Here is a 15,314-nt window from a genome sequence, read left to right on the forward strand (position 1 = left end):
CCTGTCGGTTGGTTAGGAAAGGATGGTGAGGTGCAGGGGCGGCGAGACAGCAAAGCTGCCTTTTTGGCGCACCCACAGCGACGCACCGGGTGCGAGCGCCGCGAGAGAGGCGATTTCCGGGGCGGGAAGCGCGAGGCTGGGTTCTGACACGGTCCACAAACGGGCGGGGTTTTCCGGCTCTCCCAACCCGACTTCGTACCGTTCGACCTGTTCCACGAGGGGTTGTTCGACCTCGTCGAGCCAGGGCCAGCCGCCTCGGGCACGGCGAGTCCAGCCAAGCACGATGCCGCCCGCGCCGTCGGATACGCAGCGAGGCTGGACCGGAAACAGGGGGCGCCGCGTCCGCCCAGGGGCCTCGAGTGTGGCCAGGACCGGGTCGCTATCGGCGAGACCGATGGCTGCGATTTGGCCGGGCTCGCCCAGATTTATCCCCTCCGGCAGTTCCATCAGCCGCTCGTCCAGCAGGGTGACCGGAGCTCCCGATGGATGGCCGCTCGCCGCCTCGATTTCCGTACCGCCGCGGCCTCGCAGCAATCCGGTCAGCCGCCAGACGCCGTCACCTTCGGCCTTGCACTCTCCGAACTGGACGATCTCGTCACCGATCAGCAGGCGATTGGCGCCGCGTGCCAGCCCATCGGTGGTGACCGGTTCGAGGTCGGCGCTGCGGTTGAGGAGCGCGACGCGGCAGGAGGCAGACAGTTCGAGTCGCAGCGCGTTGCTCGGCGGCAGCGTATCGATCAGCGTGCCTCCAACCGCGCGAACACGGCCGCTTTGCGCGAGTGGAACCAAACCGTCGCCACTCGTCCGATAGAGTGTCGCGCCCGACCAGCGTCCGTCCGGCGCGGAAATGGCGGCGAAACGACGCGCGATCTCGCTCGAACCCGCACCATCCCAAGGCAATTCGAACACACGCAGGCTGGTTCTCACTGCGGGACGATCGGGCGGAGACCAGCCGCGTCCCGGGTCGGCGGCCTGGCTGGCGGTTGGTGGGGCGGCGTAGCGGACCAGCTCCAACTCGATCCCGCCTTCGCGCCACTCCCAGCTATCGATCTGCCACAGGCCAGACAGGCTCGGAGCCCGCACAATGCTGCCCGGCCCGATATCCGGATCGAGCTCGCATGTGCGCCAGGCCAGTGTTTCGCCGCCCTGCCGCCCCCGCACCGATGCCCGCGCGAGAAGCGTATGGGCATCGGTGGCGCTCAATATTCCGGGAAACTCCAGCACCGACGCTGCCGAGCGAGTGGTCTGCAATGCGTCGGTGCGCTGAAGACCGGGCTGGTAGGCGCGCGACGGATCGTAATAGCGCAGCGCCGAGAGCACCCGATCGGGGGATGATGCGCGGGCCAGCGCGGTGCCGCTCTCACGGCCGAAATCGCCCTCTCCCCAGGCAGCTGCGGCGGGCAGAAGCGGTATCTCTCCCGATGGCTGCGCGCCTCCCTCGATCAGGGTACGCCCCTTGCCGCATAGGGCGGTCAGCGGCCTCAGGCGATCGATCAGCGATAACACCGCCGCCGGGCTGCCGCTGTCATGGATGAATCCTCGCAACTCGGGGAATTCCGCCCGGCGGCTCGCGAGACCCTGCTGCTGCGCTATCTCATCGACGATCCGCGTGGCCGGATCGGCGAAAACTTCGAAACTGAGCGCGGGAATGCGGTTGCCGAAATCTTCCAGCGCGAGGTCCTCGAACACTACATAGGCGCAGCCTCGATAGGCTGGGCACCTGGCGCCGATTGCCGCCGCCAGCAAGGGGTCGGGCATCTGATCCGCATGCCCGGTATGGATACGAAGGGTTCCGGCAGTCTTCAGGTCGCCCGCGCTGCCGCGCAGCAAGTGTCCGTCCGCCCAGATCCGGCCGACCGACTGGATGGGGCGGCTCGACAGGGCGAGGGCGAGCGAGACGCTGTAATTATAGGTCGTGGTTTTGGGTTTGCCCTTTCCGCCTCCGCTGGTCTCGCGATCTTCCTTCAGATCGGTGGCCCAGATCACCGTGCCCGGCACGCGCGCCGCGCCGTAGATCGCCGGGATCGGCTGGCCGTAGCTCGACGTGCTGATCGCCAGTTCCTTGAGACGCGGGCCTTCGCGTCGCGGCGAACCGATGATCGTGGAATCGAGGCTGCGACCCAGTGTGGCGCCTATCGCGCCGCCGATCGGACCGCCGACCAGAGTGCCGAGCGCACCGAGCACTAGCGTTGCCATGGTGTTTCCAATTCCGGTTGAAGCCGCCAGTGGGCGAGGGGAGCCGCCATGGCCGCGATATGCTGGGCGACCACGCGGCGCAGACCGGCATGGGCGTGAACGAAACGATCTGCGCCCAGAGCGACGAGGAGGTGATGCTGGGCCGGGCCTGGCCGGATCAGCAGGACATCGCCTCGCATCGTCATGCCGCGACAGCCGTGCAGTCCGTTTGCGCCTGCGAAGTCCAGCCAGCGCGCAATATCGGCATTGCGCAACCGGTAGCCGCGCGGATAGCGCACGGCCTTCCCGCAGGCTTCGAGCGCGCAGCCGACGAGGCCAATGCAATCGAGGCCCGTTTCCGGGTCGCGCCCGTGTAGGCGGAAGCGGGTGCCGACCAGCGCTTCGGCTGCCCCGGCGAACTGTTCTGCAACCATCGTCATCGCGCCACCGGATATTGCGCCAGCATGTCGTTGCCGGGCAGGAAGGGTTCGCCGCGGAAATTGGCCGCATTGCCGAAACGCTCGGCGCAAGTGGCGATGGTCTTGTCGCACCCTTCGCGCAGGCGCACCCGCACATTGGCGGGCAGATCGGCGTCGATCCGCTGGGCAAGGGTCAGCACGCTGCCGTTGGTATCGACGATGGCGCTTTCCAGGCCGGTGGAGGGGCCGTCGAGCCAGCGCAGGAGGCCGTAGCGATAGGGCGCCGTTTCGGCGATATCCATCGTAACTGTGCCAGCATCGGGATCGAGTGCGAGCACGCGCGCGCGCTTCTCGAACGCCACCGGGTTGAGGCTGCATCCCGGCCCGCAAAAGCGTGCCCGGCACGAAGGGCCCGCGAGCGGAACCGTGTCTCCCGCCAGCCGGGCCTTGTCGCATGACAGCGCGGCCTTGAACCCTGCCGCTTCGCGGCTGACGCTGGCGATCGATCCGGAATACAGCGTGGCGCGTTCCAGCGTTTCCCAGTCGACGATCCCGCTTTCGACCAGCGCGCCGTCATATCGCCCCCGGGCGAGATCCGCCTCGGCGATCGAATCGTGACTGAGCGCCCCCTCGACATCGCCCGGATCGTCCTCGAAGCCGGCGGTAAGACGGATCGCGGCGGGCAACATGCCCGGGGCGGCGCGATGCAGGACGCCGTCGAACCACAAGTCGCGATCATGCGTGGTGAAGCCGAGCGTCACGCCGTCGCGCCGAAAGATGCGCCACCAGCTTGCCGCGGTTTCCAGCTCGGCGGCGAAGAATACCCTGCTCATGCCGCTTCCCGGATCTCGATTAGCGGAACCGAAGGCGCTTCGCCCGCCGCGAAGGAAAGGCCGCTCACGTCGAGCCGGTCTTCCGCGAAGCGAACCGGCACGTCGAACAGGAAACCGGCAGTGATCGGCGCACCGTTCGCGGGCGCGGTATCGAAAACGATCCAGCCCCCCGTCTCATAGGTCCAGGCGGCAGTCGGGAGGCCGTCGACCGCGACGACCAGCGTCGCGAGATCGGGCCGGGTGATCGCGCGGAGCTGCTCGCCATAGGTCTTGACCAGGCGGTAGCGGCTGGCGATGCCATCGCCGTTGCCGAGCGGCTGGTCGGTGGCTGTGGGCGCGCCGGTCATCCCGTTGGAACTGAAATCGAAGGGATCGCGCAGGCGAAAGCCCCGTGCCGGGCCATAGCGCGCGCGGAAGAAGGCCAGCAGCGTGCCCAGTTCCTTTTCCGAGCGGATGCCCGGGCCGACATCGTAGCGCATGCGGGCATCGGACCACAGCGCGTTGCGGTGTTCGTAGCCCGAGGCGGTGACGGCGACCGAGGTGGAAAATTCGGGGCTCGCCGCCGCATCCCGGCCAAGCGCGAGCGGATAGGCGACATCGTCGAAAGGGGTCATCACGTCTTCTCCGGGGGGCTGGCGGGTGTATCCGTCGCGCGCGACCTGGGGCAGCGCCCAGACGAATCTCTGGCTCACGCTCCGTTCGCGGGCCTTGTCCAGCGCCTCGTCGATCAGCGGCCAGGACGCGTCGGAATCGGCGGGATCGAGTACGAAACCGGAAAGATAATCGGTTGCGGCGGCCGGATAGGCGAGGTGCCGCTCGACCCAGTTATAGGCATGGCGCCGCGCCGCATCCGCCCCGCCAACCAGCCAGTCGTAATCCTCGAGCTGCAGGCGGTCGAAGGCGGGATAGCGCCAGCCGACCGGCATATTGGCGCGCCAGGCTTCGGGCGTCGCCGGATCGAGCACGGTGGGGGTGAAGGTCAACAGCATGATTTCGGCGTTGCCGCCGGCCGCGTCGCGAACGGCACTGGCCAGCGCGAGCGTCGAATTGGCCAGTAGATCTCCGGCGGCATCGAGCAGAGCCGTCTGTGCCGCGTCGAGCGGATCGCGCAGCGAGGCGATCTCCACCGGATCGCCGCCCAGCGCCGCCTGTGCGCTGGCATCGTACAGGCAGGGCGCGCCGGTCTGCGGCACGGTCCACCACCATGGCTCGCCGATCTGGAACAGCACGGGCATCCCGGCGTCCAGCGCGATCTCCACGAACGCCCGCGCGATCTGTTGCAGATAGCCCATCGCGCCCGAATGGGCAGGCGATAGCAGCGCGGATGGCGGCTCCCAGCCGGTCAGCGCGGGCGATCCGTCATGCGCGCGCTGCTTCCAGTCGTTCCAGCAATGCGCGTCGAACAATTCGTAGGATAGCGACCAGACGAGATCGAAGCCATGGTCGCGCGCCGCCGCGGCATAGGCCCAGTGCCAGGCCTCGCACGGGCGGTTGATCGCGCCGCCCGCCAGGCTGACGTAATGTTCGCCGCCCAGCGGTTCGAGCCGGAAATAATGGCTCATCCCGACATAGTGGACCACGCGCCCGCGATAGCCGAGGCCTTCGATATTGCGGATCAGCCGCGCGGGCGTCTGGTTGAAACTGTCGTCATAGGCAGTGGCGATGTGCTCGCCATGGGCGGGGACGAGCACATCGCCGATGTCGAGCGAGGCGTGTTCGCCCTCGCAGGAAATGGCGCTCATTTCGGCCCAGCCTTCGACCCGCGCGGGCAATTGCGCCGTGCTGCCCTCGACATAGCCTTGCGGGACGAGGCTGATGAACATGCGGTCGATATCGGCCGGGTGGATCGCTTCGCCCGGAAGGCTGTAACCGGATTCCAGCGCGGAGAACGGCAGTTCGATCCGCGCATCGGTGGGCGAACCGCTGGCATAGTTCCACAGCCGGACATACCAGGCGCGCGGATTGCCTGCCGCGTCGCGGCCCTCGATCGTCAGCGTCGGGCCATGCGGTACGTCGAGTGCCAGCAGCCCGCCGCTGCGCCAGCGAAAGCGCAGCACGCAATGCGCGTAATCGCGCTGGGTCTCATAGGCGAGCAGCGGATGGTCGAGCGTGTCTTCGCTGTCCCAGATCAGCCCCGCAAGCTCGCCCTCGTGGTGAAACTCGCACTCGACGCGCAGCGCATCGGCTGCGGTCGTCACCACGCTGGCCATCATCGGGCGCGGGAAATTGACCGTCCAGAAGCGCGGATCGAAGCGCTGGATATAATCGGAATGCTGCCCGCGTCTCTCGCGGGCGAGCCAGAAAGCCATGGGGTTGTTTCCTTTTTTTGTGGGCCTCAAGCGCCGGCGGCCGCATCCGCGGCCTCAGGCTATCCTCGCTCATGCGACCTGAAGGTCGCATCGCTGCGGGCGCGCAGTCGCGCTTGCCTCGCCTTCGGCTCGGAAAGCATCGCCAAACGTCTGCGAGCGCAAAAGCACCGTCCGCGACCAGCGGACGGCAAGGGCAAGCGCCCGCCCGCAGCGGGTGCGGCTTGCCGCACGTCTAGCGAGGACGAACCCGCGGATGCGGGTTCGAAAAACAAAAGATCGCCTGAGGCTAGACAGATAATACCCGCCGCACTGCGCTGGCCACCTGACGCGAGGATCGTTGCAGCGCGACCGGTGCGGAAGTGCCGCGCGGTGCCGACAAATTGATCGCGACGCGCACATCCGAGCGGCCCGTGCCGCCACCTGCATTCGGTTCGACCCGACCCGCGCTGGTCGGCACGAACAGTTCGGGGCCGCGTTCGCCGACGAGATAGGGGCGGTCGGGGGCCACCAGCCCTCCGGTCGCGCGTCCCGGCAGGCCGAACAGCGCACCGATCGTGCCCGCAAGCAGGCCGCCGAGCCCGCCATCGCCCGAACCGGCGAACAGACGGTCGAGCCCGAGCTGGAGCGCCTGGGCGGCGATCTGGTCGAGCGCGCTGGTGGCCATGCGCTTCAGATCGTCGAATCCCAGGCTGCCCTTGCGGATCGCGGAGAGCAGCCCGCGTTCGAGCACCCGGCCCGCATTCTCGAAGCCGTCGAGCAGCGTCGTATCGAAGGTGCTGCGCATCGTTTGCATATCCGCGGCGAAGGCCTGCGTGTCGGCGCGTACCGCAACGATCAGATCGTCGATCTCGTCATCCATGGCTGTCTCGTTCTATCAGCGCCGCGATTTCGGCGCGGCTGGGCGGGGTTTCGCCGGGCAAGGGCGGGGCGAGGCTTGCGGTGAGTTCGGAAGGCGTCGCGTTCCAGAAGATGCGCGGCGTCCAGCGGAGATACGCTGCGGCCAGCGCGGCCAGTCGAAGCGCCGCGCCCGAGAAGGCCTCGCTCACTGGCTCCCCTCCCTTGAGGGAGGGGCTGGGGGTGGGTGTGCCCCGCTTGCCCGATGGGGCGAACACCCAGACCTGCCCCCTCGCCATGGGCAGGGGAGATCGCCTGGTGCGATCATCACGGCTGACCCTTCAGAATCTCGGCCAGCAGCACCCGCAGCGGTCTGGCGGCCGCCGCGAGGCCTTGGGCGAGCACGGCCTGCCCCACATCCTCGCGGGTCAGCCCGCCGCGCTGGGCAAGGCAGTGCCAGAACAGCGTGGCGATTTCGGCGAGGCGCAGCTTGCCTTCGCCCGCGCGTTCGACCAGCGCGAACAGCGATCCCAGCTCTTCCTCGGCGCAGACCAGTGCGTTGAATGTGGGGCGCAGGAGAAAGGGCCTGCCCGCGATGACAAGCGTGGCTTCGCCGCGAACCGGGTTGCTCGGCTTCTGGTCGGCGCTACCGCCTGTGGCTGCTTGAGCACCGTTCACGACGGCACCACCGCGCCGGAGCTTTCGAGCTGGAGCGCATAGGTCCGCTCGCCATTGAAATCGCCCGCATAGTCGAGCCGCTGGACAAGGAAGCGGCCGCGCATTTTCGCGCCGTCCTCGAAGCTCAGTTCGTAATCGTCGAGCGTTCCGGCGAGCGCATGGGCGCGCACCGATGCCTCGGCATTCGAACCGAGGAAGATGCCCGAGGCCGAGACCGAGACCGAGCGCGTTCCCGCGCCCGACAGCAGTTCGCGCCAGCCGCCGCTTTCCTTGTGCGTGACGACCACCGTATCGCCATTGACGCTCATCTGCGTGGTTCTGAGCCCGGCGACGGTCTCGTAGCTTACGGGCGAACCGCCATCGCCGATCTTGAGGAGGAAGGCGGCACCTTTCTGGGCTGTCATGTCATGTGTCCTTTTTTGTTTGGCCTCAATCGCCGGCGGCCGCCTCCGCGGCCTTAGGCTTTCCTCGCTCATGCGACCTGAAGGTCGCGTCGCTGCGGGCGGCCAGTCGGCCTTGCCTCGCCTTCGGCTCGGAAAATCGAGTTGATCAGATGTGTCGCGCCAAATCCGGGCCGGGAGAGGCCCGCAGGTGCTCGACGCGACACGCGTCGAAACGGCACCGAGGACGCACCGACGGAGGTCGGCGCGAAAAAGCCCCCTCTTCTTCAGAGGAGGGGGTTTGGGGGTGGTGGCGAGCGGAGCGGGTGCCTTTGAGCACCACCCCACTGCGACTAGGCACTGCTGCGCATCGCCAGTCTCGTTGCCCCTCCTCTGAATGAAGAGGGGCCGATCAGCCTGCGGTCGTCAGGAAGCGATATTCGAGCAGGACCGCTCGCAGGTTTCGGCGGCGGCGTTCGGCGCGGCTGCGCAGGAATTGGGTGACGACCACGCGAAACCCGCTCTGCTGCGGGGCGAGCGTGGCGATGCGTTGCTCGATGCGGGCGGCGATGGCGCCGGTTGCGGTTGCCTCGTCGCCGCGATCCACCAATTCGAGCGCCAGGCGAATCTCGCGGCCAGGCCCGGTCTTGGTCGACCAGTCGGTGCTCGCGCTTGCCGCAATCGCAATGTGCGGCGGGCTGGCGGCGATCGGACCTTCTTCCTCGATTGCATTGACCATCCCGGCGAGGATGGGGTCGGCGCGCAACCAGCCGACCAGCGCGCTGCGCAAGGCGGTTTCCATCTACTCGCTCCCTTGTGTGAAGAGCGGCCACAGCAGTCTAGCGCGGTGCCATTGGCCGCCATTGCGGCGGCGGGCGCGGATGCGGCTCTCGGCGCGGGCCGCGGCCAGCGTCGCGGCGCGGCGGGTGAGGCGCTGGGCCAGCGCGGCGAAACTCACAGCCGCACCATGCGGTAGGGTCGCCACAGCGCGGCGATGGATGTGGGCAGGTGCCCGTCATCCGCGTCCCGCTCGCGATATTGATGCGCGGCGAAGCGGACGATCCCGTGACGCAGAGCCTCGTCGAGATCGCTCCAGCCGGCGGCGGGAATGCCGGTGAATTGCAGGCACACCTGCCAGGCGGTCGCGAGCAGGCGGAGCAGCAGCGCGTCCTCGCCCGGCGTGCTAATCGCCAGCCATTGCTTGAGTTCGCCAAGTGGCTGGCCGGACAGGTCTGGGGGCATGTGGGGGGATTCCTTGTTTGGCCTCAGGCGCCGGCGGCCGCGTCCGCGGCCTTAGGCTATCCTCGCTCACACGCCCTTCGGGCGCGTCGCTGCGGGCGCGCAGTCGCGCTTGCCTCGCCTTTGGCTCGGAGACTTTCGCCGGTCAGTTGGTTTGCGCCAGATCCGGCCCGGCGGAGGGCCGGCAAGGGCGACAGCCCGCCCGCAGCGGGTGCGGCTTGCCGCACGTCTAGCGAGGACGAACCCGCGGAGGCGGGTTCGAAAAACAAAAAACAAACAGGCCCGGCAGGGGACACCGGGCCTGCTTGCCAGCTCTTACAGCTCGATCTTCAGCAGCTTGATCGCGTTGCTGTCGAGTACCTGCCCGCCGACGCGCTTGGTGGCGTAGAAGTGAACGAAGGGCTTGTTGGTGAAGGGATCGCGCAGCACCTGCGTGGCGCTGCGTTCGGCGATCAGATAGCCGTGGCGGAAATTGCCGAAGGCGATCGGATAGGTGCCTGCCGCGATATCGGGCATGTCCTCCGCCTCGACCACCGGATAGCCGAGCAGGCGGTCGGGTTGGCCCTCGACCAGGCCCGGCTGCCACAGGAAGGCGCCATCGGCACTCTTCAGCTTGCGCACTTCGGCGAGCGTGGCCGAATTCATCACGAAGCTCGCACCCTGGCGGTGTCCCGCCTTGAGCGTATGGACGAGGTCGATCAGCTTTGCGTCCGGATTGGCATCGAACCCGCCCGCATCGCCCGAGGCGAGATATTGCAGCGTGCCGAAGGGGCGCGCGGCGTCCTCTGCCATCGTCGCCGGCGCATTGAGGAAGCCTTCGGGCTGGTCGATCCCGCTGCCGCCGATGAAGGCGGCCCCTTCGGCGCGGGCGAATTCCATCGCGATCTCGCTGGCGAGCCAGTTTTCGAGGTCGAACCCGGCATCGTCGAGCATCGCCTGGCTCGCGGCGGGGTTGGCGTAAAGCTCGCCCGTGGGCGGCGCGATCTCGGCAAATTCGGGCGTGTCGGTTTCGGGCCGCGCGGCGGTCTCGCTGACCCAGCCGCTGGCCGTGCCGCCGGTGGTGACGAGCTTGCGATAGCCCGCGCTGCCCGTCTGCACGACCTGGGCGATGGCGCGGATCGGGCTGATCTCGATAAGCGCGCGGGCAATCAAAGCGTCGATCTGGCGCGGCACGGCATAGCCGCCATCGGCGGGCACGGTGCCGGTGATCGACTTGAACTCGGCGGTCGAACCACGGCGCAGATAGCCGTCGACGAAGCCTTTCACTTCGGGGGCGCTCTCGTCGGCGGTGCCGATCGCGGGGCGGGCAGCTACGCGGCCGATCTTGTCGACGCGCGCCTTCACCTCGTCGACGTCGGAGCGCAGCGCGGCGACATCGGCTTCGGTCTTGTCCTGGCGGGCGACGATATCGAAGCTGGCTTCGGCGGTATCGGTGGGGGCGGGGGTGGTATCCATACGTAATCCTTTTTCTGATGGGCACGCGAAAAGCCCCCTCTTCTTCAGAGGAGGGGGTTGGGGTGGTGGCGAGCGGAGCGAGCGCCTGAGGGCACCACCCCACTGCGACTAGGTTCGCCTGCGGCTCACCAAGTCTCGTTGCCCCTCCTCTGAAGAAGAGGGGCGGGTATCCGTCAGGTCGTGAAATGCACTCTTGCGCCGTCCTGCAGCGGGTGCGTCACCACGCTGACCTCGAACAGCTCGATCTCGGCGAGTTCCCGGCCCTGCGGCGTCTGGCGATAGGCCCTTGCGCGGTAGCCGAAGCTGAGGCCGTTCACCGCCCTTGTCCGCAGCAACCTGGCGGCGCGGCCTTGCGCCTTGTCGATGCTGGCAATGATCCTGAGGCCGCGCGCATCCTCGCCCGCGGTCTCGACCCAGCCGATGCGCCGGTCGGGCCGGTGCTGCCAGTAGAGCGGGTAGGGGCCGCTGCGCTCCGCCAGGGTGCGCGCGAAGGCGCCGGGGCGGATCGTATCGCGCGCACCGTCCACCTTGTCGAACAGCGCGGCATAGCCGGCTATGCGGAGCGGCCTCCCCTCGCTCGAGGGAGGGGCCGGGGGTGGGTTTGCGGCGCTTGCAGGCGAGGTCGGGCCCCCACCCCTGGGCCATCCCGAAGGGGAGGGGGACCCGTGTTCGCGGCTCACGACAGCATCTCCCCGACACCCAGCCGCACGGCGATGCCGACCAGCAGCAGCGCGAGAACGCCGCGCACCAGCCACTCGATGGCCGCCTTCCATGCGCTGGCCTTGGCATCGCGCCAGGCCGACAGAAGCTCGCGCAATTCGTCCAAATCGTCCTGCGCGGAAGGATCGGCGAGGCCGAGCCGGCCCAGCACCCGGTCCGCGCCCAGCTCGCTCGCTTCCTCGACAATGGCGCGCAGCGTGATCAGCTCGACGCCGCCGGACGTATCGGCGCGGTTCGCCTGCGCGATCAGCCGCGCGAGCATGTCTTCTCGGGTCATTGCGAAGTCTCCAATCGGGAGAGGCCGAGCATGGCGCGCTTTTCCGCGCCGCTCAGGAAATCGGCGCCGCTGACCTGCGCCCACAGCTTCTCGCGGTCTTCGGCAAGCGCGGGGACGCGGTCGAGATCGACGATGGGCGGATCGGCGAACCAGTCCGACAAAGCTGCGTGCAGCCCGGCCAGGATCTTGCCCGCCAGCGGTAGCAGGGTGAGCCGCCACAGCGCGCGGTTGGCCTCGCGGTAATTGGCATAGGTGTTATCGCCCGGCAGGCCGAGCAGCATGGGCGGCACGCCGAAGGCCAGCGCGATGTCGCGCGCGGCGGCGGCCTTCAGCGTGGCGAAATCCATGTCGGCGGGGCTGAGGCTCATCGCCTTCCAGTCGAGCCCGCCTTCGAGCAGCATCGGACGGCCCGCATTGCCGTGGCCCTGAAAGGCGCTGGCAAGCTCGGCCTTGAGCCGGTCGAACTGGTCGCCGGTCAGGCCGCCCGCATCGCCGCCGTCATAGACCAGCGCACCGCTGGGGCGGGCGGCATTGGCGAGCAGCGCGCGGTTCCATTCGCTCGCCGCATTGTGGATCGCCACGGCGGGCGCGGCGGCGGCGAGGCTGCCCGCGCCATAATGGTCGTCGGTCGGGTGGAAACCCTTGAGGTGGACCAGGTTCGGCCACCCGTCCTCGTCCTCGAGCGGGATCGTGAGCGTGCGGTCGGCGAGGACGTAGCGAAAGGCGGTGGGCCAGCCATCCTCGCCCGCCACCACCTGCACCCGCTCGGGCCGCAGCGGATAGAGCTCGATGGGCACGCCCGCGCCGTCCTTGACGATCTGGACATAGGCATTGCCATGCAGGCTCAATTGCGCGGCAAGCACTTCGAGCAGCGGCTGGGACCCGCAGGAACAGGCGAGCAGTTTCGCCAGCCGCGCGTCGGCGCAGGAAACCGGCGCGCCGCCGACTCCCTCGGCCACGATCCGGACCGACCGCTGCGCCACCGGATTGGCAAGATAGGCCTCGGCCACCTCGCGGCTGTAATCGAACGGCGCGCGTCCCAGCGGCCCGCCATCGAAGGCGGTCGCCCAGGGGCTGATAAACCCGCGCGACACAGGCACGCGGGCATCGCCCCCGCCCTTGAAGGCGGAAGCGAGACTGGTGAGGAAGGACATGGGATTTCCTTGTTTTATGTGTCACCCCGGACTTGTTCCGGGGCAGTGCTTCTTGCATTCACAAGCGATGCGGACGTTCGAACCGGTGGTGTACATCCTCGCCAGCCACTATCGCGGGCGACTTTACACCGGCGTCAGTTCCGACCTGCTCGCGCGGTTGCATCAGCATCGCGATGGCACTTTCGGCGGCTACACTGCGGAGCGTGACATCAAGCGCCTCGTCTGGTTCGAAGCGCATGACGACATCGAAGTTGCGATCCGGCGCGAGAAGACCATCAAGCGCTGGCCGCGCCAATGGAAGTTCAACGTCATTGAAGAAACGAATCCCCAGTGGCGCGACCTTGGCGAAGACCTGGGCTTCCCGCCGCTATTGCAGAAGTGAGCACCGCCCCGGAACAAGTCCGGGGTGACTGTAATTGATGGTCCGTCCTGTAGTTCGTCAGCCCGGACCTGTTCCGGGCCAGTGCTTCTTCTCCTAAACCGTACGCACCCTCGGCCTCGCGCTCTTGCCCAGCATCAACTCGCTCAGCGCCCAGACCAGCGCGTCGGCGCGGTCGGGCGATCGGCCCGGCCCTTCATAGCCGCCGCCTGCCATCAAGCCGCAGAGCTGATCCTCCAGTTTCGCGAAGAGCCCGGCATGGCGCACCCGCCCGCTTTCATAGAGCGCCGCGACGGGCTCGGCTCGCGCCACCTTGCCGCGGCTGGCATGGACCAGTTTCAGCGGCACCGAGATATCGGCGGCGCGCAACACGCTGGCGACCATCTGGCCGCCCTGGTTGGCCTCGGCGACGACGCGGTCGGCCTGCCATGCCGCGGCCGCATCCGACACCGCGCGTGCCCACCGTTCGGGAGTCGCTTTCTCGACCGAGCAATCCGCGCGGACATAGGACACGCCGTCCGCCCCCAGCATGGCGACGACGATCCCGCAGGCATCGCCCCTGGCCGACACCGGAGGATCGACCGCCACCACGATGCGGAGCGGCCTGGGCAATTCGCTTCCTGCTCGGCAATTTTCCAGCAGCGCGCGGCTCCACAGCGCGCCTTCCACGGCGTCGACCATTTCGCCGGCCAGTTCCTGTCGTCCGAAGCTGCTGCCTTCGAACTGCTCGATCATCGAGGCGAGATAGTCGCCGGGTAGCACATGCTTGTTGTCGGTCGTCTTGCCTCTCGCCACCACCACTTCGCCCGTGGGCACCCGCGCCAGGATGTGGCGCATCAGCGCGTTGGTGCGCGGCGTGGTCGTGGCGAGAACGCGGGGGCGCTCGCCCAGCCGCATGGTCAGTTGCAGATTGTTCCACGCGGCCAGCGCGCGGTCGCCCGCGCTGTCCCATTTGGCGATCTCGTCGCACCAGGCGTGGCTGTGCTGGGGGCCGCGCAGCACTTCGGGCTCGTTCGCCGAATAGAGCCAGGCGGTCGCCCCGTTTTCCCATGTCAGCTTGCGCAGGCTCGGCTCGAATAACGGGGCCAGCGCACCGGGGGCGGCGGCCAGCACGCCGCTATCGCCTTCGACCATGACGTTGCGGACTTCGGTCAGGCTCGCGCCGACCAGCGCGATGCGGGCGGCCGGATCGTTGCGGGCGACGTCGCGCACCCATTCGGCGCCCGCCCGGGTCTTGCCGAAGCCGCGCCCGGCGCAGATCAGCCATGTCCGCCATAGCTGCTCGGGCGGAAGCTGGGCATCGCGTGCCCAGCCTTCCCAGTAATAGCTTCCCAGCGCGGCAAGCTCGTGGGCCGTGAGCAGGCGGCCCAGTTCCGCGCGATCGGCCTCGGCTTCCGGACTGTCGCGCCGCAGCCAGTTCCCGCGCGAGGGAATGGATCTAGCCTTCGCCATCGCGCGCGGCTTTCCGGCGAGATTTGCGGATCGTCCGGTCGTTGGCACGGGCGCGTTGGCGCAGGGCATCGATCTTGGCGTTGATCGATGCGATGGTCGTCACCTCGTCGGCCAGCGCGCGGCGGCCCTTTTCGCGGGCCACGTTTTCGCGGTGCGCGACAAGGCAGCGCAGGGCGGTCGCCGTGTCGAATTTGCGCGCGCTTGCAGGGGTGATTTCGCCTGCCCCCTGCGCGCGCAGGTGTTCGAGCATCTCCATTTCCAGATTGTCGTATCCTTCGGCCAGCGCCGCATACCAGGCCCGCGCGAAGTCCGGGTCGTCGCGGCGCAGGCGATAGACCGCGCGCGGCGCGATCCCCGCCGCTTCGGCCGCGGCGCGGACATTGGAGCTTTCGGCCAGCGTTTCGAGGAAGCGTTCGATCTTCTTGGCGCCGATGCGGCGGGTGCCGCCCCGGCCGGATGCCCCCTCGCCAATGGGTATCCCGCGTGCCTCGTCCCATTCGCGAGCGAAGTCCGGGTCCATCCTGCGGCGGTGATAGGCGGTCGACAGGGCCACTTTGGCTGCGCGGGCGGCGGCGCGCACCTTCGGCTCGGCCCGCAGGGCGGTGAGGAAAGGGGCCATCCATTCGGGTTCGCGATGTGTCCCGGTCGCTGGTTTGCTCGGCACGTCGATCCCTTCCGCATTTGCACTGGGCACGAAACGACGAAGGGCGGCCCCGCAAGGACCGCCCGCCAGGCCCGATCATGGTCGGGGCCGTTCGAATCGCACTTTTCCGATGTTCCCTTTTGCTAGGCGATTGTGTCGTTTACAAACCCACCTAGCCGATGATGCGATCTAAGCCCCTGTATCGGGACAATTCCCATCATGCGATTCTCTCTAAACCGAGCGTAACGCTGTAGGAAAATGATTTTTCGTCAAATAGGTTATGGCCAGAGAAGCGCCTACGGGACGAGTGGGAATGCTAAAGGCGATTGTATACCTTACAAACCCAAGAGGCATCTGATATGAGGTG

18 protein-coding genes are annotated in these 15,314 nt (G+C 67.8%); 1 reads left to right on the forward strand and 17 read right to left on the reverse strand.

Annotated features, from left to right (window positions below; genetic code table 11):
- Nucleotides 1–12: 12 nt before the first annotated feature.
- The 15 genes from L5849_RS10620 to L5849_RS10690 form a co-directional block, all read right to left on the reverse strand.
- On the reverse strand, nucleotides 13–2,196 hold the full coding sequence (locus L5849_RS10620; RefSeq protein WP_236925543.1) for a phage tail protein: 2,184 nt from the start codon (nucleotides 2,194–2,196) through the stop codon (nucleotides 13–15).
- Nucleotides 2,184–2,615 (reverse strand): hypothetical protein, encoded by a 432-nt coding sequence (locus tag L5849_RS10625; RefSeq protein ID WP_236925544.1) that lies wholly within the window; start codon nucleotides 2,613–2,615, stop codon nucleotides 2,184–2,186. Before L5849_RS10625 ends, L5849_RS10620 begins: the two co-directional genes overlap by 13 nt.
- Nucleotides 2,612–3,427, reverse strand: a complete 816-nt coding sequence (locus L5849_RS10630) for a DUF2163 domain-containing protein (protein WP_115415693.1) — start codon at nucleotides 3,425–3,427, stop codon at nucleotides 2,612–2,614. Before L5849_RS10630 ends, L5849_RS10625 begins: the two co-directional genes overlap by 4 nt.
- Entirely contained in the window at nucleotides 3,424–5,736 is a 2,313-nt protein-coding gene (locus tag L5849_RS10635; protein WP_236925545.1) for a DUF2460 domain-containing protein, read from the reverse strand. Before L5849_RS10635 ends, L5849_RS10630 begins: the two co-directional genes overlap by 4 nt.
- A gap of 286 nt (nucleotides 5,737–6,022) precedes the next feature.
- Nucleotides 6,023–6,595, reverse strand: a complete 573-nt coding sequence (locus L5849_RS10640) for a tail tape measure protein (RefSeq protein ID WP_236925546.1) — start codon at nucleotides 6,593–6,595, stop codon at nucleotides 6,023–6,025.
- On the reverse strand, nucleotides 6,588–6,782 hold the full coding sequence (locus L5849_RS10645; RefSeq protein WP_236925547.1) for a phage tail assembly chaperone: 195 nt from the start codon (nucleotides 6,780–6,782) through the stop codon (nucleotides 6,588–6,590). Before L5849_RS10645 ends, L5849_RS10640 begins: the two co-directional genes overlap by 8 nt.
- 115 nt (nucleotides 6,783–6,897) lie before the next feature.
- A complete protein-coding gene (locus L5849_RS10650; protein WP_236925548.1) occupies nucleotides 6,898–7,248 on the reverse strand; it encodes a gene transfer agent family protein in 351 nt (116 codons plus the stop codon).
- Nucleotides 7,245–7,652 carry a phage major tail protein, TP901-1 family gene (locus L5849_RS10655; protein WP_236925549.1) on the reverse strand — a complete coding sequence of 136 codons (408 nt, stop codon included), beginning with the start codon at nucleotides 7,650–7,652 and terminating at the stop codon, nucleotides 7,245–7,247. The genes L5849_RS10650 and L5849_RS10655 overlap by 4 nt, the downstream gene beginning before the upstream one ends.
- Before the next feature lie 388 nt (nucleotides 7,653–8,040).
- Nucleotides 8,041–8,430: a DUF3168 domain-containing protein gene (locus L5849_RS10660; protein WP_236925550.1), complete on the reverse strand. Its 390-nt coding sequence runs from the start codon at nucleotides 8,428–8,430 to the stop codon at nucleotides 8,041–8,043.
- Nucleotides 8,431–8,613 carry a hypothetical protein gene (locus tag L5849_RS10665; protein WP_162814834.1) on the reverse strand — a complete coding sequence of 61 codons (183 nt, stop codon included), beginning with the start codon at nucleotides 8,611–8,613 and terminating at the stop codon, nucleotides 8,431–8,433.
- Complete coding sequence (locus tag L5849_RS10670; RefSeq protein WP_236925551.1) at nucleotides 8,583–8,870, reverse strand: head-tail connector protein; 288 nt, start codon at nucleotides 8,868–8,870, stop codon at nucleotides 8,583–8,585. The genes L5849_RS10665 and L5849_RS10670 overlap by 31 nt, the downstream gene beginning before the upstream one ends.
- A gap of 312 nt (nucleotides 8,871–9,182) precedes the next feature.
- Nucleotides 9,183–10,322 (reverse strand): phage major capsid protein, encoded by a 1,140-nt coding sequence (locus L5849_RS10675; RefSeq protein WP_236925552.1) that lies wholly within the window; start codon nucleotides 10,320–10,322, stop codon nucleotides 9,183–9,185.
- Nucleotides 10,323–10,495: 173 nt separating this feature from the next.
- Nucleotides 10,496–11,002 carry an HK97 family phage prohead protease gene (locus L5849_RS10680; protein ID WP_368735734.1) on the reverse strand — a complete coding sequence of 169 codons (507 nt, stop codon included), beginning with the start codon at nucleotides 11,000–11,002 and terminating at the stop codon, nucleotides 10,496–10,498.
- Nucleotides 10,999–11,319 carry a DUF6127 family protein gene (locus L5849_RS10685; RefSeq protein WP_115415703.1) on the reverse strand — a complete coding sequence of 107 codons (321 nt, stop codon included), beginning with the start codon at nucleotides 11,317–11,319 and terminating at the stop codon, nucleotides 10,999–11,001. Before L5849_RS10685 ends, L5849_RS10680 begins: the two co-directional genes overlap by 4 nt.
- Nucleotides 11,316–12,473, reverse strand: a complete 1,158-nt coding sequence (locus L5849_RS10690) for a phage portal protein (protein ID WP_115415704.1) — start codon at nucleotides 12,471–12,473, stop codon at nucleotides 11,316–11,318. The genes L5849_RS10685 and L5849_RS10690 overlap by 4 nt, the downstream gene beginning before the upstream one ends.
- Nucleotides 12,474–12,540: 67 nt before the next feature.
- Here L5849_RS10690 and L5849_RS10695 point away from each other — a divergent pair, with 67 nt between their 5' ends.
- Nucleotides 12,541–12,855 carry a GIY-YIG nuclease family protein gene (locus L5849_RS10695; protein ID WP_236925553.1) on the forward strand — a complete coding sequence of 105 codons (315 nt, stop codon included), beginning with the start codon at nucleotides 12,541–12,543 and terminating at the stop codon, nucleotides 12,853–12,855.
- 93 nt (nucleotides 12,856–12,948) lie between these two features.
- Here the strand turns inward: L5849_RS10695 and L5849_RS10700 are convergent, their stop codons facing one another.
- Both L5849_RS10700 and L5849_RS10705 read right to left on the reverse strand, forming a co-directional pair.
- Nucleotides 12,949–14,304, reverse strand: coding sequence for a DNA-packaging protein (locus L5849_RS10700; RefSeq protein WP_236925554.1), 1,356 nt, complete (start codon nucleotides 14,302–14,304; stop codon nucleotides 12,949–12,951).
- Nucleotides 14,291–14,968 (reverse strand): hypothetical protein, encoded by a 678-nt coding sequence (locus L5849_RS10705; RefSeq protein WP_236925555.1) that lies wholly within the window; start codon nucleotides 14,966–14,968, stop codon nucleotides 14,291–14,293. The genes L5849_RS10700 and L5849_RS10705 overlap by 14 nt, the downstream gene beginning before the upstream one ends.
- Between the last annotated feature and the right edge of the window lie 346 nt (nucleotides 14,969–15,314).

The organism is Erythrobacter sp. SN021 (assembly GCF_021864455.1).

Bases quoted from the DNA above. Each gene is read 5' to 3' on its own strand.
- L5849_RS10620 (WP_236925543.1), bottom strand. From the start codon at position 2,196: ATGGCAACGCTAGTGCTCGGTGCGCTCGGCACTCTGGTCGGCGGTCCG.
- L5849_RS10625 (WP_236925544.1), bottom strand. From the start codon at position 2,615: ATGACGATGGTTGCAGAACAGTTCGCCGGGGCAGCCGAAGCGCTGGTC.
- L5849_RS10630 (WP_115415693.1), bottom strand. From the start codon at position 3,427: ATGAGCAGGGTATTCTTCGCCGCCGAGCTGGAAACCGCGGCAAGCTGG.
- L5849_RS10635 (WP_236925545.1), bottom strand. From the start codon at position 5,736: ATGGCTTTCTGGCTCGCCCGCGAGAGACGCGGGCAGCATTCCGATTAT.
- L5849_RS10640 (WP_236925546.1), bottom strand. From the start codon at position 6,595: ATGGATGACGAGATCGACGATCTGATCGTTGCGGTACGCGCCGACACG.
- L5849_RS10655 (WP_236925549.1), bottom strand. From the start codon at position 7,652: ATGACAGCCCAGAAAGGTGCCGCCTTCCTCCTCAAGATCGGCGATGGC.
- L5849_RS10660 (WP_236925550.1), bottom strand. From the start codon at position 8,430: ATGGAAACCGCCTTGCGCAGCGCGCTGGTCGGCTGGTTGCGCGCCGAC.
- L5849_RS10670 (WP_236925551.1), bottom strand. From the start codon at position 8,870: ATGCCCCCAGACCTGTCCGGCCAGCCACTTGGCGAACTCAAGCAATGG.
- L5849_RS10675 (WP_236925552.1), bottom strand. From the start codon at position 10,322: ATGGATACCACCCCCGCCCCCACCGATACCGCCGAAGCCAGCTTCGAT.
- L5849_RS10685 (WP_115415703.1), bottom strand. From the start codon at position 11,319: ATGACCCGAGAAGACATGCTCGCGCGGCTGATCGCGCAGGCGAACCGC.
- L5849_RS10690 (WP_115415704.1), bottom strand. From the start codon at position 12,473: ATGTCCTTCCTCACCAGTCTCGCTTCCGCCTTCAAGGGCGGGGGCGAT.
- L5849_RS10695 (WP_236925553.1), top strand. From the start codon at position 12,541: ATGCGGACGTTCGAACCGGTGGTGTACATCCTCGCCAGCCACTATCGC.
- L5849_RS10700 (WP_236925554.1), bottom strand. From the start codon at position 14,304: ATGGCGAAGGCTAGATCCATTCCCTCGCGCGGGAACTGGCTGCGGCGC.